This window comes from Sulfitobacter sp. IGS-18, from assembly GCF_059628195.1.
Map to the genome: position 1 here is coordinate 601,965 of NZ_CM184556.1, position 18,065 is coordinate 620,029.

Here is an 18,065-nt window from a genome sequence, read left to right on the forward strand (position 1 = left end):
AATGGAAGACGGGAGAGAAGTGATGAGCAAGGTGATCAAGGGCGGCATGGTCTGTACGGCGGACCGGACGTGGAAAGCGGATGTGCTGATCGAGGGCGAGAAGATCGTCCGTATTGGCGAGGACCTGACAGGCGACGAATATATTGACGCCGAAGGTGCCTATGTCATCCCCGGCGGGATCGACCCGCATACCCATCTGGAAATGCCCTTCATGGGCACCACCGCCGCCGAGACCTTCGAGAGCGGCACCTGGGCTGCGGCCTGTGGCGGGACCACGATGATTGTCGACTTCTGCCTGCCGGGCGCGGATGGCAGCATCAGGAACGCGATCAACGAATGGCACCGCAAGTCGGCACCGCAGATCTGTTCGGATGTTGGCTATCACATGGCGATCACCGGCTGGGACGAGAATGTCTTCAACGAGATGAAAGACGCCGTGGAGATGGGGGTGAATTCGTTCAAGCATTTCATGGCCTACAAGGGCGCGCTGATGATCGAGGACGACGAGATGTTCGCCTCCTTCAAGCGCTGTGCGGAGCTGGGCGCGCTGCCGATGGTCCATGCGGAAAACGGCGACCTGGTGGCCGAGCTGCAACAGAAGTATTTCGATCAAGGCATCACCGGGCCGGAGGGACATGCCTATTCCCGCCCGCCGGAGCTGGAGGGGGAGGCCGCGAACCGCGCGATCACCATCGCCGATACCGCCGGCGTGCCTTTGTACATCGTGCATGTCTCCTGCGAACAGACCCATGAGGCGATCCGCCGGGCGCGGCAAAAGGGGATGCGGGTTTACGGCGAGCCGCTGATCCAGTTCCTGACGCTGGACGAGTCTGAGTATTTCAACAAGGACTGGGACCATGCCGCGCGCCGCGTCATGTCGCCGCCGTTCCGCAGCAAGGACCATCAGGACAGTCTCTGGGCCGGGTTGCAGGCGGGGTCGCTGCAGGTGGTGGCCACGGACCATGCGGCCTTTTCCACCGCCCAGAAGCGTGCGGGCAAGGATGATTTCAGGATCATTCCCAACGGGTCGAACGGGCTGGAGGAACGTCTGAGCGTGCTCTGGACCGAAGGGGTGGAGACCGGGCGGCTGACGCCGAACGAATTTGTCGCGGCGACCTCGACCAATGTGGCCAAGATCCTCAACATCTACCCGCGCAAGGGGGCGATTGTCGAAGGGGCGGATGCGGATATCGTGGTCTGGGACCCGAAGATCACCAAGACGATTTCACCTGCGAACCATCATTCGGTGCTGGACTACAATGTCTTCGAGGGCTTCGAGGTGACGGCAAACAGCCGCTATACGCTGAGCCGGGGCGAGGTGATCTGGGCCTGGGGGCAGAACAGCCAGCCGCAACCGGGCCGGGGCAAGTTCATTCCGCGCCCTGCCTTCCCCAGCGCCAATGTGGCGCTGTCGAAATGGAAGGCGCTGACCAGCCCCAAGATGATCAAGCGCGATCCGTTGAACATTCCGGCGGGGATTTGACGACGTGGGGTCTGCGATGCCTGCTGAACACCATGGTTCTGTCGCCGCGGAGCCTGTTATCTCCGCCCGGAACCTCGACCTGACGTTCCAGACCAATGACGGGCCGGTGCATGCCCTGAAGGGGGTCAGCCTGGACGTCGGGAAGGGCGACTTTGTCTCCTTCATCGGCCCCTCTGGCTGTGGCAAGACGACGTTCCTGCGCTGCATGGCCGACCTTGAGCAGCCCACGGGTGGCACGGTCACCGTGAACGGCATGACGCCGGAGGAGGCGCGCAGGTCGCGGGCCTATGGCTATGTGTTCCAGGCGGCGGGGCTCTATCCCTGGCGGACGATTGGCGGCAACATCCGGCTGCCGCTGGAGATCATGGGCATTTCCAAGGCCGAGCAGGACGCGCGCGTGGCGCGGGTGCTGGACCTGGTGGAGCTGAGCGGATTTGAAAAGAAATTCCCCTGGCAATTGTCGGGCGGGATGCAGCAACGGGCCAGCATTGCGCGGGCGCTGGGGTTCGATGCGGATATCCTGCTGATGGACGAACCCTTTGGCGCGCTGGACGAGATCGTGCGCGACCATCTGAACGAACAGCTGCTGAAGCTCTGGGACCGGACCGGCAAGACGATTGCCTTTGTCACCCATTCGATCCCCGAGGCCGTCTATCTGAGCACCAGGATCGTAGTGATGTCGCCGCGTCCGGGGCGGATCACCGATGTGATCGACAGCCCGCTGCCGCGGGAACGGCCGCTGGACATTCGCGAAACGCCGGAGTTTCTGGAAGTGGCGCACCGGGTGCGTGAAGGTTTGCGGGCGGGGCATGGCGATGTGTGACTTCGCGATGTGTGGTGACGGTCAAGCGACCCGGTGCGCCGCAACTTGCCACGACGCTCCGGGTCCGCTCCGCCGTTTGTGTGGGGAGGCGAGGTCCCCCTTCATCGTTCACGGCCATCGGCTCACCAGCCTGTACCGCCGCTGCAGAAAACAACCAAATCCTTTCATTGTTCTTAAAATACACAAAAGACACCATCTGCGGCTGGCCGGGGCGCTGGTGTATTTGAGGAACAATGAAGCGGGGGGTATCGCATGAGGCGTTCTGTCGTGCCCGTGTTGACTGTTGTCGGGTTCCTGCTGGTGTTCTGGTATGCGGCTGCGGTCTGGCTGAATGCGCCCTGGGCCTACAACAAGGCGCAGCGGGCGGGCGAAAGCTTGTCCTTTTCGCAGGTGGTGGCTGATACCTGGTCGCAGAAGAAGCCGAAACTGCCGGCGCCGCATCAGGTGGCGCGGGAAGTCTGGGAGACCACGGCGCAGAAGGCCGTGACCTCGAAACGGTCGCTGATCTATCATGCCGGTGTCACGCTGAGCGCCACCCTGCTTGGCTTTGTGCTGGGTACCGGGCTGGGCATCTTGCTGGCGGTCGGGATTGTCTACAACAGGACGATGGACATGTCCGTCATGCCCTGGGTGATCGCAAGCCAGACCATTCCCATTCTTGCGATTGCGCCGATGATCATCGTGGTGCTGAATGCGGTGGGGATCTCCGGGCTGCTGCCCAAGGCGATGATCAGCATGTATCTGTCGTTCTTTCCGGTTGTAGTGGGCATGGTGAAGGGGCTGCGCAGCCCCGAGGCGATGCAGCTGGACCAGATGAGGACCTGGCATGCCAGCCGGGGGCAGACCTTCTGGAAGCTGCGGTTGCCCTCTTCGATGCCCTATCTCTTCACCTCGCTGAAGATCGCCATGGCGGCTTCCCTCGTGGGGGCGATTGTGGGTGAATTGCCGACCGGTGCGGTTGCGGGTCTGGGGGCGCGGCTGCTGGCGGGCAGCTATTACGGGCAGACGGTGCAGATCTGGTCGGCGCTGGTGATGGCGGCGGTGCTGGCGGCCTGCCTTGTGGGCATCATCGGATTGTTGCAGCGTGTCATGCTGCGCCGGATGGGGATGAGCTGATGGGCTGGATTGTCTTTGCCCTTGCCGCCTGGGCGCTGGGATGGCTGCTGAATGTCTGGCTGGCGCGCCAGCCGGTGACCTGGTGGTCGTCACTGGCGGCGCCGGTCATCTTTGGCCTGACGCTGCTGGCGGTCTGGGAAGGTGTGGTGCGCGGGTTCGAGATCAACCAGGTCCTGCTGCCTGCCCCCACGGCGATTGCGGCGCGCATCGGGATCTCGGCGGATCTGCTTTGGGCGGATTTTGCCCAGACCGTGCTGAAGGGGGCCTTGTCGGGCTATGTGATCGGCTGCGGCGCGGCTTTCCTGATAGCTGTGGCGGTCGACAGGTTCCCGTTCCTGCAGCGGGGTCTCTTGCCTGTGGGGAACTTCGTGGCGGCCTTGCCAGTGATCGGCATGGCACCGATCCTGGTGATGTGGTTCGGCTTTGACTGGCAGTCCAAGGCGGCGGTGGTGGTGGTCATGGTGTTCTTTCCGATGCTGGTGAACACGGTGCAGGGGTTGCAGGCGGCGGATGCCATGCAGAAGGACCTGATGCGCACCTATGCGGCGGGTTATTGGCGCACCTTGCTGAAACTGCGGCTGCCTGCGGCGATGCCGTTCATTTTCAACGGTCTCAAGATCGGGACGACGCTGGCGCTGATCGGCGCGATCGTCGCCGAATTTTTCGGCTCGCCCATCGTCGGGATGGGGTTTCGCATCTCCACATCCGTGGGGCAGTTGACGCTGGACCTCGTATGGGCAGAAATCTTTGTCGCGGCGCTGGCCGGATCGGCCTTTTACGGGGTGATGGCGCTGGTCGAACAGCGCGTGACGTTCTGGCATCCGAGCCAGCGGAATTAACCAAGAAGAGCAACCAACGGGAGTAAAAAGATGAAAAACATGACCAAGATTGCAGCCGGTGCGGCGCTGGGCCTCTGGGGCACGATGGCGCAGGCGGCAGATGATCTGACCCTGCAGCTGAAATGGGTCACCCAGGCGCAGTTTGCGGGCTATTACGTGGCCAAGGACAAGGGGTTCTACGAGGAAGAGGGGCTGAACGTCACGATCAAGCCGGGCGGCCCGGATATCGCGCCCGAGCAGGTGATTGTCGGCGGTGGTGCCGATGTGATCGTGACCTGGATGGCAGCGGGTCTGGCCGCGCGGGAACGTGGCGTGCCGCTGGTCAACATCGCGCAGCCCTTCAAGACCGGCGGTCTGCAGGTCAACTGCCTGAAATCCACCGGTGTGGAAAGCACCGATGATTTCGCCGGGCGCACCATGGGTGTCTGGTTCTATGGCAACGAATATCCCTTCTATGCCTGGATGGCCTCGCTGGGTCTGGAAACTGACGGAGCGGACGACAACGGTGTGACCGTTCTCAAGCAGGCCTTCTCGGCCGATCCTCTGATTCAGGGGCAGGCGGATTGCATTTCCACCATGACCTACAACGAGTACCGCCAGATCCTGCAGGCGGGGATCACCCCGGAGGAGCTGGTGACGTTCAACTACCTCGACATGGGGTTCGGCATGCTGGAAGACGGGCTTTACGTGCTTGAGGATGACCTGGAGGACCCGGCCTTCAAGGACAAGATGGTCCGCTTTGTCCGCGCGTCCATGAAGGGTTGGAAATACGCCGAGGAGCACCAGGAGGAAGCCGCCGAGATCGTGATCGAAAACGATGCCTCGGGCGCACAGGAGCTGGATCATCAGCTTTACATGGTCGGTGAAGTGGCCAAGCTGACGGCTGGCAGCAATGGCACCCTGGACGAGGCGGATTACGCGCAGACGGTCAACACGCTGCTCTCCGCGGTAAGCGAGGAGAATCCGGCGATCACGAAGGAGCCGGAAGGCGCCTGGACCCATGCGATCACGGATGAAGCGCTGAACTGATCGCTTCCGACATCGGGGAAGGGGCCGGTGCGGAAACGTGTCGGCCCTTTTGTTGAATGTGGCAACTGCAGCTTGCACCGCGCGCGGCGCATGATTTGAAAGCCGCACTCCTTGAGCAGAGGCATGAAAAAAGGGGCCGATACATCGTACCGGCCCCTTTCCAGTCAAGATGGCGCTTCTCTCAGAGAACGGTGACCTTGGTGCCCAGGGGCACACGTTCGTAGAGATCCTTGACGTGTTCGTTCAGCATCCGGATGCAGCCGTTGGACACGGACCGGCCGATGGAGTTCGGCTGGGTTGTGCCGTGGATGCGGAAATAGGTGTCCTTGCCGTTCTGGAACAGGTAGAGCGCGCGTGCGCCCAGCGGGTTGCTGGGGCCACCGGGCTGCGCATCGGTGTTGCCCTTGAAGCGGCCATAGGCCTGGGGGTCGCGTTCGATCATCTCGTCGGTGGGGCGCCATGTGGGCCATTCTTTCTTGACGGCGATGGTCGCGGTCCCGGTGAATTCCAGACCGGCCTTCCCGACGCCGACGCCATAGCGGATCGCACGGCCGGGGGATGTGACGAGATACAGGTAGTGGCTGCGCGGCAGGATCAGCAGTTGACCGGGTTGGTACTGGCGCTTGATCGACACTTCCTGAGGGGTCGGGTCATATGCTCCGGCCTGGGCGCTCAGGGCGTGTGGCAGGGCGGCGGCAGCCAAGGAACTGGCGATAAATGTACGGCGGCGCATGTAATGCTCCATGTAAATGGGGTTGGCAGATGATCCATTTTCCAGAGCGTTTGTCTCGATGACAAGTGGAGGCCCTTAAAATATCTGCCGGTTGTTGCACAAAGGCCGGAATAGCTGACGGGCCTTCCCGCCCCTTGGGGGAAACGCGGTGGCTGGCACAGAGTTCCCGTGAACCGGAACGCGCCCCGCGCCGGACAGGAAGGTCAGCCGCAGGTGATTCACGCCCCCTTGATGCGATCTGACGGACGTTTTGCCCTTCGGCATGTTCTGGCCTTAAAGTCTTGAATCAAAGGGCATTTAGGGCATGAAATGGGAAGCGTGACATGTTGCCGACGCGAGTACGGCACATTCCTGACCAGGTTGGCGCAAAGTCGTCGCCTATCTTAAAATTGTCTTAATCTGGTCGCAAAAACGCCCCCGATCCCTCACCACCTTTTGCTGATGCCACGGAATGACCGATCTGGCGCCGCAGGTAACCGACGAACCTTGAGGAAAACGCATGCGTATTTTGGCCGTTGATGATGATCCGGTGATTCTCGACCTGCTCGAACGGGCATTGGCCGACAGCCGGGGATATGAGCTGACCACCTGCACGTCGGGCGAGGACGCTCTGAAGTTGCTGAAAGGACCGATTGCCCCTTTCGAGTGTTTCCTGCTGGATGTCATGTTGCCGGGGATCGGCGGGATCGAGCTTTGCGATGCGATCCGCCAGACAGCGGCCTATCGCACCGCGCCGATCATCATGATCACCGCCAGCCGCGAGCCTGATCTGATGGAACGTGCCTTCTATGCCGGGGCCACCGATTTCATGTCCAAGCCGCTGGATGGCGTGGAGCTGAGCGCGCGGATCGTTTCGGCGAGCATGCTGAACGACAGCCTGCACCGCGAACGCGAGGCGCGGCATACGCTGGCCGATCTGACGGCCAAGATGAAGCTGCGCTTCGATGAGGCGGTCAGGCTGAGCAACCCGGAGGTGACGGATCTGCTGGCGCTGGAAAACACGCTGCTGCGGATGCCGGAAGGCTGCTATGCGATGACATTGTTTTCCATTGATGTGATGGGCCTGCGGGGGATTCACCGCGCGGTCAGCCCGATGGCATTCCGTTACCACCTTGAGGCCGTCGCGGGGGCGGCTGTTGATGCGTTCAAGCACCGTACAGCGCGGCTGGCCTATACCGGGTCGGGGCGTTTCATGGGTGTCGTGATGGGGCGTGAACGGTTCGACCGTGACGCCGTGTTGACAGGGATCAACGCAAGCCTGTCATCGGATTGGGATGCCACGGCAAGCGGCACGCCGATGCCGCCGGCGATCCGGCTGACGACACTGTCGGATCAGCGGTTGTGGTCGGGTGTGTCGGCCAGCGACATGCTGCGCACGAAAAAGGCGAATGTCGATCTGCTGCGCGGCGTTCAGGAGGAGCAGGAAGACAACCTGTTCAGCAAGCTGGAAGCCAGGGTGCCACGCGCCTCTTAAGGGGGTTCGGAAGGGCCATTGATCAAAACGGCCCGTTCCTTCTGTGCGTGATGGACCCTCGCGTTCAACAGAGGGAAGTAAGCCATTACCGCTGAGTGCGAACGGGCTTGTAAACAAGCCCTCAGATTGCTGACAAACCCGGAAACGGCTGCCGCCGGAGGTAAATCGTTCTTCTGCGCTCAGCGTTTCGTTTTCGAACGAAGGGCCGCGCCCGAGCCTGGGAGGGCGCATTGAGACGCGCATTCGGAGCGCCTCCCTAACAAATATCAATGTTGTCAGTGTGATACGAGAAGTCACCAAAAGCGCCCTCCCGGGGGGAGGGTCGGGCGCGGCCCGGGCTTTCAGCCCGCGCCAAGGGTTGTGGCTGGCGTCGTGGAAGAACGATTTCGTTGTTTCGGGGGGGCGGGTGCAGGAACGTGCTTTTTCAGCAGCCTGCGGGCTTGTAAACAAGCCCTGCCTCGCACACGTTGAATTTGCTACGCAAAGGTCAACGTACAAACTTCTTGTGTTTCAGCCGCTTGGGTTCCAGCGCATCCGCGCCGAGGCGGCGTTTCTTGTCTTCCTCATAGTCTTCGAAGTTGCCTTCGAACCATTCCACATGGGCCTCGCCCTCGAAGGCGAGGATGTGGGTGCAGATCCGGTCGAGGAAGAAGCGGTCGTGGGAGATGACCACGGCGCAGCCCGCGAAATCCACCAGCGCATCTTCGAGCGCGCGCAGGGTTTCGACGTCAAGGTCGTTGGTCGGTTCGTCAAGCAGCAGGACGTTGCCGCCCTCTTTCAGCAGGCGTGCCATGTGGACGCGGTTGCGCTCACCACCCGACAGCAGGCCGACCTTTTTCTGCTGGTCGCCGCCCTTGAAATTGAACGACGAGCAATAGGCGCGGGAATTGACCTCGGCATCGCCCAGCTTGATCAGCTCGGCCCCGCCGGTGATGGCCTGCCAGACGGTATCCTCGGCATTCAGGTCGTCGCGGGACTGGTCCACATAGGACAGATCGACGGTATCGCCATATTCGATGGAACCCGCGTCGGGCTTTTCCTGACCGGTCAGCATCCTGAACAGCGTCGATTTACCCGCGCCGTTGGGGCCGATGACCCCGACAATCCCGCCCGGCGGCAGGGAGAAATCCAGCCCTTCGACCAGCAGCTTGTCACCCATCGCCTTTTTCAACCCCGCGACCTCGATCACCTTGGAGCCGAGACGCGGGCCATTGGGGATGACGATCTGCGCGCGCGACAGCTTCTCGCGCTCGGAGGTTTCGGCCATCTCGTTATAGGCGTTGATCCGGGCCTTGGATTTGGCCTGCCGTGCCTTGGCACCCTGGCGCATCCATTCCAGTTCGCGCTCCAGCGTCTTCTGCTTGGACTTGTCCTCGCGCGCTTCCTGCGCCAGGCGCTTGGCCTTCTGTTCCAGCCAGTCGGAGTAGTTTCCCTCGTAGGGGACGCCGCGGCCGCGGTCGAGTTCGAGAATCCAGCCGGTGATGTCATCCAGGAAATAGCGGTCGTGGGTGACGATCAGGATCGTGCCCTTGTAGTCGATCAGGTGCTGTTGCAGCCAGGCGATGGTTTCCGCGTCCAGGTGGTTGGTCGGTTCGTCGAGCAGCAGCATGTCAGGCGCTTCCAGCAGCAGCTTGCACAGGGCGACACGCCGCGCCTCACCGCCCGAGAGGGAGGCAACATCGGCGTCATCGGGGGGGCAGCGCAGCGCCTCCATGCTGACGTCGATCTGGCTGTCGAGATCCCACAGGTCCTGCGCGTCGATGTCATCCTGCAGTTTGGCCATCTCATCGGCGGTTTCGTCGGAGTAATTCATCGCCAATTCGTTGTAACGGTCGAGGATGGCCTTTTTCGCGGCGACACCTTCCATCACGTTCTCGCGTACGGTCTTGGTCGGGTCGAGCTTGGGTTCCTGCGGCAGATAGCCGACGCGCGCGCCTTCGGCGGACCAGGCCTCGCCGGTGAAATCCTTGTCCATGCCTGCCATGATCTTGAGCAGGGTGGATTTACCCGCGCCGTTCACGCCGACGACACCGATCTTGACGCCGGGCAGGAAGTTCAGGTGGATGTTTTCAAAAAGCTTTTTTCCGCCCGGATAGGCTTTGGAGACGCCGGACATGTGATAGACGAACTGATAGGCGGCCATTGCGGTTTCCTGTCTGGTCAAAGAGGTTTCGCCCCGCAATATCGCGGTGATCGGTCAAGATCAACGCAGTCGTAAACGAGGGTGGCCGCGCAGGTGATACCTCGGCAGGCGCCGCTGTTTTCTGCGCAGGCGCCCTGCCGGAAACGAATTCTTCAGCATTGCGGCACTAGCTTGCACCTGAAAGGAGCCAAAATGCTCGATTCCCGGGATGACGATGCGCAGGCCGACCAGCCGGTCAATGCGCATGAAAACGCGATCGACGCGGTCGTGTCGATTGATGAACGCAATAATATCTCTGCCTTCAATCCGGCGGCGGAGCGGTTGTGGGGCTATGACAGCGCCGAGGTGATCGGCAAGAACGTCAAGATGTTGCTGCCCCCTGACATGCGGGCAACCCATGACAGTTTTGTCGACCGCCATCGCAAGTCCGGGCAGGACCGCATTGTCGGCACCAGCCGCGAAGTGCCGATCCATTGCAAGGACAACACCACCGCCTATGCGCGGCTGTCGCTGCGCCGGTCCGTGACGGCAGCGGGTGCACAGGGATATACCGCCTACCTGACCGATATGACCGAACAGCATCGCAAGACGACCGACACCGTCGAGGTGATGCGCGACCTGCTGGACCAGATCGACAGGTTGACCACGGGTATCAATACCATCGCGCAGCAGACCAACCTGTTGTCGGTCAATGCCTCTATCGAAGCGGCAAGGGCGGGCGACATGGGGCGGGGCTTTGGCGTGGTCGCGATGGAGATCAGGGCCCTGTCGAACCAGGCCAAGGAGATCACGCTGGAAATCGAGAACGTGGTGGAATCCGGCAGGCAATCAGTTGGCAAACTGGCGCAGGAGGCGACCCCGACCGGGCAGGGCGGTTGAGGCAGGACCGTCCCGATCGTGATCACGCTGAACGCCCGGCCTGGCCCGATGCCGTGCGATGTTTCAATATCTGCGCGAATTGCCCGATGGCATGAACTGTCCGATGACATGCGTCGATTCTACTGAGGCGAGAAGATTTCTGCAGGCAGTTCGGCTGCACAAGACTGCATCTGCCAAGCGAAATTGATGCTTTCGGCTGAGAATTCGGGTGATTTTAGGCGTTTTTACCGGAAACTGAACTTTTTCAGTCGATGTGAATTCAAAATCTCTGTTACGCTTTTGTTAACCTGCGAGGGTCGGTCGATGTCCGCCCTACGTGGGGAAACGAAGTGGTGTCCATGCAGGGACGGGTTTTCCCGCCGCTGCAAAGGCACAGGGACAACAGGGAACATCTCATGTCAAAAACCGCAATCGTTGTGGGTCTGGACGGGTCGGAGGCCGGCGAACGCGCGCTGGCTTTCGCCAAAAGCAGAGCCGAAATGATCGGGGATTGCTCAATCACGCTCTGCTACGTGATTGAATGGTCACCCTTTTCATTCCAGACACCCGAGGAAAACGAGCAACGCCACAAGCGCCGCGAAGAGGAATTGAAACTGGCGCATGAGCGGGTCATCGACCCCGCAGTCGCCCAGGCCAAGGCCGACGGTTTCGAAGTGACCGGTGTCGTCAAGCACGGCGATGCGGCGGATATTCTGGAGGATATCGCCAAGGCGCAGAGCGCCAGCCAGATCGTGGTGGGCCGGGTTGGTGCGCGCGGTCTGAAAGAGCGCCTGTTCGGTGGTGTCACGGGGCGGCTGGTCGCTTCGGCGAGCGTCCCGGTCACAATCATTCCCTGAAGCAGAGGTTTTCGACATGTCCAGACTATACGCAGTACTACTGACCCTGATCGCCTCTGTCCTGCCGGGCCTTGCCGCGGCACAGGAGGCGGTTGGCGTCGACCAGCGGATCAACCAGATCTTTGCGGATTACACCGGTTGGTACGTTTCCTTCATCTTTGCGCCCGTACCGGGCACAACCTTTTCCTGGATCGCCCTCTGGCTGGTGGTCGGTGCCGTGGTGTTCACGGTGTATTTCGGGGCCATCCAGTTCAAGGGTTTCGTGCATTCCATCCGACTGGTGAAAGGTGACTATTCCGATCCCAATGATGCGGGCGAGGTCAGCCACTTCCAGGCGCTGGCGACGGCGCTGTCGGGCACCGTGGGCCTTGGCAACATCGCGGGTGTCGCGGTTGCGGTCAGCATCGGGGGGCCGGGTGCGACCTTCTGGATGGTGGTCGCGGGCCTCTTTGGCATGGCGACCAAGTTCACCGAATGTACGCTGGGTGTGAAATACCGCAACGAATACCCGGACGGCAGCGTCTCGGGTGGTCCGATGTACTATATCACCAAGGGGTTCAAGGAGCGCGGTCTGCCGCTGGGCGGCTTCATGGCGGTTCTGTTCTCCATCTTCACGATCCTGGGCGCGCTGGGCGGGGGCAACATGTTCCAGGCCAACCAGGCACATGCGCAGATCGCGGGTGTGGTGGGTGATTATCCGGGCTGGATCACCGGTGTGGTCCTGGCGGGCGTCACCTTTGCCGTGATTGCAGGCGGTCTGAAGTCCATCGCACGGGTCACCGAAAAGGTCGTGCCCTTCATGGGTATCTTCTATGTGCTGGTGTCGATCCTCATCCTGCTGATCAACTTCGATCAGATCGGCTGGGCCTTTGGCCAGATCTTCATGGGTGCCTTTACCGGTCTGGGTGTTGTCGGCGGCTTTACCGGCGCGCTGATCCAGGGTTTCCGCCGCGCGGCCTTCTCCAACGAGGCGGGCATCGGGTCGGCGGCCATCGCCCACTCTGCGGTGCGGACCAAGGAGCCGGTGACAGAGGGATATGTGGCCCTGCTGGAGCCGTTCATCGACACGGTGGTGATCTGCACGATGACTGCTTTGGTGATCGTGATCAGTGGCGTGATGAACGTCGACCCGGAAACCGGTCTTTACATCTGGAATGCTGAGGCCGGCCGGATTGCGACCGACGGGGACGTCAGCGGTGTTGCCCTGACCTCGGCCGCCTATGCCAAGGCGTTCTCCTGGTTCCCGGTCCTGCTGATGGTGGCGGTGGTGCTCTTTGCCTTCTCCACCATGATCAGCTGGTCCTACTACGGGCTGAAAGCCTGGACCTACCTGTTCGGTGAAGGGCATACCAAGGAGCTGGTGTTCAAGATCATCTTCTGCCTGTTCATCGTGATTGGTGCGGCGGCAAGCCTTGGTCCGGTGATCGACTTCTCGGATGCGATGCTGTTCTCCATGGCGATCGTGAACATCATTGCGCTGTATTTCCTGATGCCGATCGTGAAACGCGAGCTGAACAGCTATGTCACGCGTCTGCGTGCGGGCGAGTTCGTCAAGCACAAGTAGGCTGATGCATTGACAATGGGGCGCAAAGCCCTTCCTTTCGGCCCCTGAAGAAATTCGGGGGCCGATTTTGTTGCGCCATAGAATGCCATATGCCGCAGCCGGTCAGGTGATCGGCCTGTTGGGCGGGTCGTTCGACCCGGCCCATGCGGGCCATGCCCATATCACCACCGAGGCGCTCAAGCGGTTTGGTCTGGATCGGGTCTGGTGGCTGGTCAGCCCCGGCAACCCGCTGAAGACCCGGGGGCCGGAGCCGCTGGACAAGCGGATGGACCGCGCCCGCGAGGTCATGCGCCACCCCCGCGTCGAGATCACCGATATCGAGAGCCAGCTTGGCACGCGCTATACGGCACAGACGCTGGCCAGGTTGCGCAGGCTTTATCCGAATGTGCGCTTTGTCTGGCTGATGGGTGCGGACAACATGGCGCAGCTGCATCAGTGGCAGGATTGGCGCGGGATCATGGAGACCGTGCCGATTGGCGTTCTGGCCCGCCCCGGCCAACGCATTTCGGCGCGGATGAGCCGGGCGGCGGGGCTTTATGCGCCCTACCGGATTCCGGGGCGTTTCAGCCATCTGCTGGGGCTGGCCGATGCGCCGGCCTGGTGTTTCATCAACGTGCCGATGAACGATGCTTCCTCGACGGCGATCCGGGCGCGGGGCGGCTGGTCAGCGCAGGCGGGTTGAGGCCAGTCCGGCGCCGATGATCAGGGCCAGCCCGGCCCAGGTGAAGGTATCGGGCAGGTCACCGAAGATGATCCAGCCCAGAAGGACAGCCGCGATCAGCTGGAAATAGACCAGCGGCGCCAGCCGCGTGGCGGGGGCGATACGGTAGGCAAAGAGCAGCAGCAGGTTGCCCAGCATGGAGAACAGGGCCGAAGCCAGGGTCAGCCCGGCGATGGGCAGGGTCATCGTCGGCAGGTTGAGCAGCCCGAGCGGCATCAGCAGAAGGCCTGCGATTACAAGCTGGGTAAAGGTCAGCGCCATCGGGCTGCCCAGCCCGGACAACCAGCGCGACATGGTCAGGAAAGTGCCGTAGCAGGTGCCGGCGGCCACCGCCCAGAGCACGTCCAGCTCTCCGTCCGGACCGGGGCGGACCACCAGCAGCACGCCGATAAACCCCAGCACGGTCAGGGCGCTGCGCAGCGGTGTGACGGCTTCACGCAGGAAAATCACCGCCAGAACATAGCTGACCAGCGGCCCGACAAAGAAGGCGGCAAAGACGGTGGCGATGTCGACCGTCTGCAACGCCATCTGGATGCAGGAGATGCCCATGGCGAGAACGGCTGCACGTGCCCAGATGCGCCAGTTGCGCAGCAGCGCATCGCTGCCGCGTGGCAGAAAGGGCAGCAGGATCATGGTGCCCAGGGCAAAGCGGGACCATGCGACGAACAGCGGAGAAACGCCCAGACCGCTGGTAAGCAGCTTACCGGCGCTGTCCCCGCCGGGGATCAGGGACATGGCAACAAACATGATCAGAACGGCACTTTGCATCAGGCCTGCTAGCACGCATTCACGGTCTGTAAAATGTGAAATGAGACTGCTTGTGGAAGACCGCGAGGTGCGGTTTAACCGGGCGCATGGGCAAGCTTGTTTCACGTCGGTTATTTCTGGGTTCGGTTGCGGCCTTCGGCACCATGCCCAGGGGCGTCCTGGCCGAGCCGCCGACCGCATCCCTGCGTCCCGTTCTGCGGGGGGAGGATTTCCACAAACGCGCGGTGGCCGATGTGGAAGCCATCATCCGCGAGGCGCATTTGACCGGCGATGTGGCCTTTGCCGTGGCGCGGGCCGATACCGGGGCCTGGCTGGAATGTCGGAATGAACAGGCAGGGACCCCGCCTGCCAGCGTCGCCAAGGCGATCACGGCGCTTTACGCGCTGGAGGCTTTGGGGCCTGATCACCGGTTTCAGACCCGTCTTTGCGCCACCGGTGGGATCAAGGATGGCGAGGTGCAGGGCGACCTGTGGCTGGTGGGCGGCGGCGATCCGACGCTGGATACCAACGGGCTGGCCGATATGGCCGCTGACCTGAAAGCCGCGGGGGTGCGGGCGGTCAAGGGCGGTTTCAAGATCTATGAGGCCGCGCTGCCGGTGATGCGCCAGATCGACCCCGAGCAGCCCGATCATGTGGGCTATAACCCGGCGGTGTCGGGGATAGCGCTGAATTTCAACCGGGTGCATTTCGAATGGAAACGGGCCAGCGGCAACTATTCGGTGACCATGGACGCGCGGTCTGACAAGTATCGTCCGGCGGTGGCGATGGCGGCCATGCAGGTGCAGGACCGCAGTGCGCCGGTCTATACCTTTGAAGACCGCGGCGGCACGGATCACTGGACCGTGGCGCGCGGGGCACTGGGCGACGGCGGGTCGCGCTGGTTGCCCGTGCGCAGGCCGGGGCTTTATGCGGGGGATGTGCTTTCCACCATGGCGCGGTCGCAGGGCATCAAGCTGGACCGGCCGGAGGTTGTTGATACCTTGCCCGAGCAGGTCGAAACGCTGGTGACCCGGCGCAGCGGGCCGTTGCGCGGTATCCTGCGCGAGATGTTGAAATATTCCACCAACCTGACGGCGGAAATGGTGGGCATGGCCGCGACGCTGGCCCGCGGGGAACCGGCGGCAAACCTGCGCGCCTCTGCCGCCGCGATGAACCGCTGGGCGGTGGCGGAACTGGGCATGACGGCACCCAAGCTGGTGGATCATTCCGGCCTGGGAGATGACAGCACCGTCACGGCGCTGGATATGGCGCGGGCCCTGGTCAAGGTGCGGGACAGCGGGCTGCGCCCGATCCTGAAACCTTTTGGCATGCGCGATGCCAAGGGACGCCCGATGAAGGATCATCCGATTGCGGTGGATGCCAAGACCGGAACGCTGAATTTCGTATCCGGGCTGGCGGGATATCTGACGGCGACGGATGGCACCGTGATGGCCTTTGCCATTTTTGCAGCCAACCCCGGGGAGCGCGCCAAGATCAGCCGCGAGGAGCGCGAAAGACCGCCCGGTGCGCAGGGCTGGAACAGCCGTGCAAAGCGCGTGCAACAGGCGCTGATCGAACGCTGGGGTGCGCTCTACGGCAGCTGACCCATGGGGCAGAAGGAGATTTCCATGGCAAGCTGGGCCGATCTGGACGAAGAGCTGCGCCTGTGGCGCGCGGCTGGCGAAATACCCACCTTCTGGTGGCGGGATGACGATACCGAAGCGCCGACCGCCGATCTGGAGCGGCTGATTGCGCTGGCAGAGCGGTTTTCGGCCCCCTTGCATCTGGCTGTGGTGCCCCATGCGATTGATCCCGGCCTCGCGCCGCGCCTTGGGGCGTCACCGCTGGTTTATGCGTTGCAGCACGGGTTTTCGCACAAGAACCACGAGCCCAAGGGCGCGCGCGCCTCTGAGGTCGGGGTGAATCGTGACATCGCCTTGCAGGAGGCGGATCTGACGCTTGGCTGGCAGCGTATGGTGGCGGCGGGATTGCCCAACCTTCTGCCCGTCTTTGTCCCGCCCTGGAACCGGATTGCGGAGAAGACGCTGATGGTCCTGCCGCGTCTGGGCTATCACGCCGTGTCGATCTTTGACCGGCGGCCGGAGAATCCTGTGGGGCTGCCGCATTTCAACGGCCATATCGACCCGATCCGCTGGAAAGAGGGCGCGCGTTTTGCCGGTACGGAAAAGACACTGGAGCAGGCGGTGCGGCACCTGCGTCAGCGCCGTCTGGGCGTGGCCGAAAAGGATGAGCCGACAGGCTTTGTCACCCATCATCTGCAGACAGATGAACCAACCTGGGATTTCAGCGCCGCCTTGCTGGAGCGGCTGACATTCCGGGATGCGACCCGCTGGATCGCGCTGCCTCAGGTCCTGAAAGGAGCCCACCTTGGTTGAGATTGCCTATGCCGTGCCGTCGGAGCGCGAGGAAGTTGCGCAGTTCATGAACGCGGTCTTTGTGAAGGCCAAGTGGGACATTGACGGCTGGCGCCGGCTGGTGGCCGGGCGTTGGTGCGGACCGGAGGGGCGCTATGCCATCACGGTGCGCGATAACGGGCGGCTGATGGGGGTTCTGGGGTTGGTCTATGCCGAGCGGATCACGGCGGAAGGGGTGCGGACCACGGCGGACATGACGTCATGGTATGTGTTGAAAGACCTGCGGGGGCAGGGGGTTGGCGGCAAGATGATGGCGCTTGCCACCTCTGATCCTGAGGTTACGGTCACCAATTTTTCCAGCGCCAAGGCGGCGGTCAGCGTGCTGGAGCGTGCGGGGCTGGAGGTGCTGGACAGCGAGCGGCTGGTCTGGCTGCCGTCAGAACTGCCGAAGTTCAGGGTGCATGAGGATCCGCTGGCGCTGGGCGACAGGCTGACGGCGAAGGACAGGCGGATCATCGGCGATCATCAGGGTCTGCGCCTGCGGCATCTGGCGGTGGAAACGCCGGACGGGTTGTGTGTGATGGTGGTCTATCCGCAGAAGAAGCACGATGAATATGTCACGCATGAGATCATGTATCTGGCTGATCAGCCACTGTTTGCGCGGCATGCCAGGCAGATCGCGGCGTCTGTCCTGCCCGAACGGGAGGCGATCCTGTCACTGGACCGCAGGTTCGCGGCAGAGGGGATCGAACCGGACGATGTACGCGCCTTTGCCACGCCGAGGTTCTGTCAGAAGGGGCTGCTGCACCCCTCCGAGATCGACATGCTTTATTCCGAATGCGTGTTGCTGAACATCAAGATCCACTAAAGCGCCGTCAGCTGAGGTGACGCGCGCGCGCGCCGCGTTCGATGGCGGCGGCATGCAGACGGTCGATGTTCAGCTCGTAACGGATTTCTTCGAGCAGACGCAGTTCGGCTTCTTCGAGCTTGCCATCGGCGGCGGCGACGTCGCAGGCCAGCGCATAGGCGGTCTCATACAGGCGTTCCGGCAGCGCCTCGCGGATCAGGCCGAAGAGCGCGTCGAGCCCGTCTTCCTGTTCGAAGAGGTCGAACACGGTCTTGCTGATGGTGCTGAGCCGGTCGTTGTCATAGCCCGCAAAGATCGGCAGCATGTTGACCGAAGACTGGATCTTCATCAGTTCGGTGGTTCTGATGTGCTCGTCAGACGCGGAAACGGCGACCATCATCGCGACAAGACTGTCCTGCGCGCTGAGCGACAGGGAGGGATCGTCAGGCATTGAAC

General features: G+C 62.2%; 17 protein-coding genes. 13 read left to right on the forward strand and 4 right to left on the reverse strand.

Features of this window, described 5'->3' with window-relative positions:
• Nucleotides 1-22: 22 nt before the first annotated feature.
• The 5 genes from hydA to ACWNZ3_RS02875 all read left to right on the forward strand — a co-directional run bounded on the left by hydA (nt 23) and on the right by ACWNZ3_RS02875 (nt 5,290).
• Nucleotides 23-1,483: a dihydropyrimidinase gene (hydA, locus tag ACWNZ3_RS02855; protein WP_496901879.1), complete on the forward strand. Its 1,461-nt coding sequence runs from the start codon at nt 23-25 to the stop codon at nt 1,481-1,483.
• A 16-nt stretch (nt 1,484-1,499) separates the two neighbouring features.
• On the forward strand, nt 1,500-2,306 hold the full coding sequence (locus ACWNZ3_RS02860) for an ABC transporter ATP-binding protein (RefSeq protein ID WP_496901109.1): 807 nt from the start codon (nt 1,500-1,502) through the stop codon (nt 2,304-2,306).
• Between the two features lie 252 nt (nt 2,307-2,558).
• Nucleotides 2,559-3,422: an ABC transporter permease gene (locus tag ACWNZ3_RS02865; RefSeq protein ID WP_269364226.1), complete on the forward strand. Its 864-nt coding sequence runs from the start codon at nt 2,559-2,561 to the stop codon at nt 3,420-3,422.
• Nucleotides 3,422-4,261: an ABC transporter permease gene (locus ACWNZ3_RS02870; protein WP_496901110.1), complete on the forward strand. Its 840-nt coding sequence runs from the start codon at nt 3,422-3,424 to the stop codon at nt 4,259-4,261. The genes ACWNZ3_RS02865 and ACWNZ3_RS02870 overlap by 1 nt, the downstream gene beginning before the upstream one ends.
• 39 nt (nt 4,262-4,300) lie before the next feature.
• On the forward strand, nt 4,301-5,290 hold the full coding sequence (locus tag ACWNZ3_RS02875; protein ID WP_269364230.1) for an ABC transporter substrate-binding protein: 990 nt from the start codon (nt 4,301-4,303) through the stop codon (nt 5,288-5,290).
• Nucleotides 5,291-5,471: 181 nt separating this feature from the next.
• On the opposite strand, the gene ACWNZ3_RS02880 is transcribed toward ACWNZ3_RS02875, so the two are convergent.
• Nucleotides 5,472-6,023, reverse strand: a complete 552-nt coding sequence (locus ACWNZ3_RS02880; protein WP_269367413.1) for a L,D-transpeptidase — start codon at nt 6,021-6,023, stop codon at nt 5,472-5,474.
• 499 nt (nt 6,024-6,522) lie between these two features.
• On the opposite strand from ACWNZ3_RS02880, the gene ACWNZ3_RS02885 reads away from it, so the two are divergent.
• Entirely contained in the window at nt 6,523-7,497 is a 975-nt protein-coding gene (locus tag ACWNZ3_RS02885; protein WP_269367414.1) for a response regulator, read from the forward strand.
• A 487-nt stretch (nt 7,498-7,984) separates the two neighbouring features.
• Here ACWNZ3_RS02885 and ettA read toward each other — a convergent pair whose 3' ends face one another.
• Entirely contained in the window at nt 7,985-9,640 is a 1,656-nt protein-coding gene (ettA, locus tag ACWNZ3_RS02890) for an energy-dependent translational throttle protein EttA (RefSeq protein WP_269367415.1), read from the reverse strand.
• Between the two features lie 192 nt (nt 9,641-9,832).
• On the opposite strand from ettA, the gene ACWNZ3_RS02895 reads away from it, so the two are divergent.
• From ACWNZ3_RS02895 to ACWNZ3_RS02910, 4 genes are all read left to right on the forward strand, one after another.
• Nucleotides 9,833-10,519 (forward strand): methyl-accepting chemotaxis protein, encoded by a 687-nt coding sequence (locus ACWNZ3_RS02895; RefSeq protein WP_496901111.1) that lies wholly within the window; start codon nt 9,833-9,835, stop codon nt 10,517-10,519.
• A 395-nt stretch (nt 10,520-10,914) separates the two neighbouring features.
• The gene (locus ACWNZ3_RS02900) at nt 10,915-11,355 is read left to right on the forward strand and encodes a universal stress protein (RefSeq protein ID WP_269367417.1); all 441 of its coding nucleotides are present in this window, start codon (nt 10,915-10,917) and stop codon (nt 11,353-11,355) included.
• A 16-nt stretch (nt 11,356-11,371) separates the two neighbouring features.
• Nucleotides 11,372-12,919, forward strand: coding sequence for an alanine/glycine:cation symporter family protein (locus ACWNZ3_RS02905; RefSeq protein WP_269367418.1), 1,548 nt, complete (start codon nt 11,372-11,374; stop codon nt 12,917-12,919).
• An 82-nt stretch (nt 12,920-13,001) separates the two neighbouring features.
• A complete protein-coding gene (locus tag ACWNZ3_RS02910) occupies nt 13,002-13,601 on the forward strand; it encodes a nicotinate-nucleotide adenylyltransferase (RefSeq protein WP_114277477.1) in 600 nt (199 codons plus the stop codon).
• Here ACWNZ3_RS02910 and ACWNZ3_RS02915 read toward each other — a convergent pair.
• Entirely contained in the window at nt 13,584-14,408 is an 825-nt protein-coding gene (locus tag ACWNZ3_RS02915) for a DMT family transporter (RefSeq protein ID WP_496901112.1), read from the reverse strand. The two genes, ACWNZ3_RS02910 and ACWNZ3_RS02915, sit on opposite strands and share 18 nt — an antisense overlap.
• Before the next feature lie 86 nt (nt 14,409-14,494).
• Here ACWNZ3_RS02915 and dacB point away from each other — a divergent pair, with 86 nt between their 5' ends.
• The 3 genes from dacB to ACWNZ3_RS02930 are packed head-to-tail and all read left to right on the forward strand — an operon-like array spanning nt 14,495 to nt 17,630.
• Nucleotides 14,495-15,991, forward strand: coding sequence for a D-alanyl-D-alanine carboxypeptidase/D-alanyl-D-alanine endopeptidase (gene dacB, locus ACWNZ3_RS02920; protein WP_496901113.1), 1,497 nt, complete (start codon nt 14,495-14,497; stop codon nt 15,989-15,991).
• Nucleotides 15,992-16,015: 24 nt separating this feature from the next.
• Entirely contained in the window at nt 16,016-16,783 is a 768-nt protein-coding gene (locus ACWNZ3_RS02925) for a polysaccharide deacetylase family protein (protein ID WP_496901114.1), read from the forward strand.
• Nucleotides 16,776-17,630 carry a GNAT family N-acetyltransferase gene (locus ACWNZ3_RS02930; RefSeq protein WP_269367422.1) on the forward strand — a complete coding sequence of 285 codons (855 nt, stop codon included), beginning with the start codon at nt 16,776-16,778 and terminating at the stop codon, nt 17,628-17,630. The genes ACWNZ3_RS02925 and ACWNZ3_RS02930 overlap by 8 nt, the downstream gene beginning before the upstream one ends.
• Nucleotides 17,631-17,637: 7 nt before the next feature.
• Here ACWNZ3_RS02930 and ACWNZ3_RS02935 read toward each other — a convergent pair whose 3' ends face one another.
• Nucleotides 17,638-18,060 (reverse strand): tellurite resistance TerB family protein, encoded by a 423-nt coding sequence (locus tag ACWNZ3_RS02935; protein WP_269367423.1) that lies wholly within the window; start codon nt 18,058-18,060, stop codon nt 17,638-17,640.
• Between the last annotated feature and the right edge of the window lie 5 nt (nt 18,061-18,065).

What these genes read in the sequence shown, in the direction of transcription:
- hydA (WP_496901879.1), top strand. Translation starts at nt 23, where the DNA reads ATGAGCAAGGTGATCAAGGGCGGCATGGTCTGTACGGCGGACCGGACG.
- ACWNZ3_RS02860 (WP_496901109.1), top strand. Translation starts at nt 1,500, where the DNA reads ATGCCTGCTGAACACCATGGTTCTGTCGCCGCGGAGCCTGTTATCTCC.
- ACWNZ3_RS02865 (WP_269364226.1), top strand. Translation starts at nt 2,559, where the DNA reads ATGAGGCGTTCTGTCGTGCCCGTGTTGACTGTTGTCGGGTTCCTGCTG.
- ACWNZ3_RS02870 (WP_496901110.1), top strand. Translation starts at nt 3,422, where the DNA reads ATGGGCTGGATTGTCTTTGCCCTTGCCGCCTGGGCGCTGGGATGGCTG.
- ACWNZ3_RS02875 (WP_269364230.1), top strand. Translation starts at nt 4,301, where the DNA reads ATGACCAAGATTGCAGCCGGTGCGGCGCTGGGCCTCTGGGGCACGATG.
- ACWNZ3_RS02880 (WP_269367413.1), bottom strand. Translation starts at nt 6,023, where the DNA reads ATGCGCCGCCGTACATTTATCGCCAGTTCCTTGGCTGCCGCCGCCCTG.
- ACWNZ3_RS02885 (WP_269367414.1), top strand. Translation starts at nt 6,523, where the DNA reads ATGCGTATTTTGGCCGTTGATGATGATCCGGTGATTCTCGACCTGCTC.
- ettA (WP_269367415.1), bottom strand. Translation starts at nt 9,640, where the DNA reads ATGGCCGCCTATCAGTTCGTCTATCACATGTCCGGCGTCTCCAAAGCC.
- ACWNZ3_RS02895 (WP_496901111.1), top strand. Translation starts at nt 9,833, where the DNA reads ATGCTCGATTCCCGGGATGACGATGCGCAGGCCGACCAGCCGGTCAAT.
- ACWNZ3_RS02900 (WP_269367417.1), top strand. Translation starts at nt 10,915, where the DNA reads ATGTCAAAAACCGCAATCGTTGTGGGTCTGGACGGGTCGGAGGCCGGC.
- ACWNZ3_RS02905 (WP_269367418.1), top strand. Translation starts at nt 11,372, where the DNA reads ATGTCCAGACTATACGCAGTACTACTGACCCTGATCGCCTCTGTCCTG.
- ACWNZ3_RS02910 (WP_114277477.1), top strand. Translation starts at nt 13,002, where the DNA reads ATGCCATATGCCGCAGCCGGTCAGGTGATCGGCCTGTTGGGCGGGTCG.
- ACWNZ3_RS02915 (WP_496901112.1), bottom strand. Translation starts at nt 14,408, where the DNA reads ATGCAAAGTGCCGTTCTGATCATGTTTGTTGCCATGTCCCTGATCCCC.
- dacB (WP_496901113.1), top strand. Translation starts at nt 14,495, where the DNA reads ATGGGCAAGCTTGTTTCACGTCGGTTATTTCTGGGTTCGGTTGCGGCC.
- ACWNZ3_RS02925 (WP_496901114.1), top strand. Translation starts at nt 16,016, where the DNA reads ATGGCAAGCTGGGCCGATCTGGACGAAGAGCTGCGCCTGTGGCGCGCG.
- ACWNZ3_RS02935 (WP_269367423.1), bottom strand. Translation starts at nt 18,060, where the DNA reads ATGCCTGACGATCCCTCCCTGTCGCTCAGCGCGCAGGACAGTCTTGTC.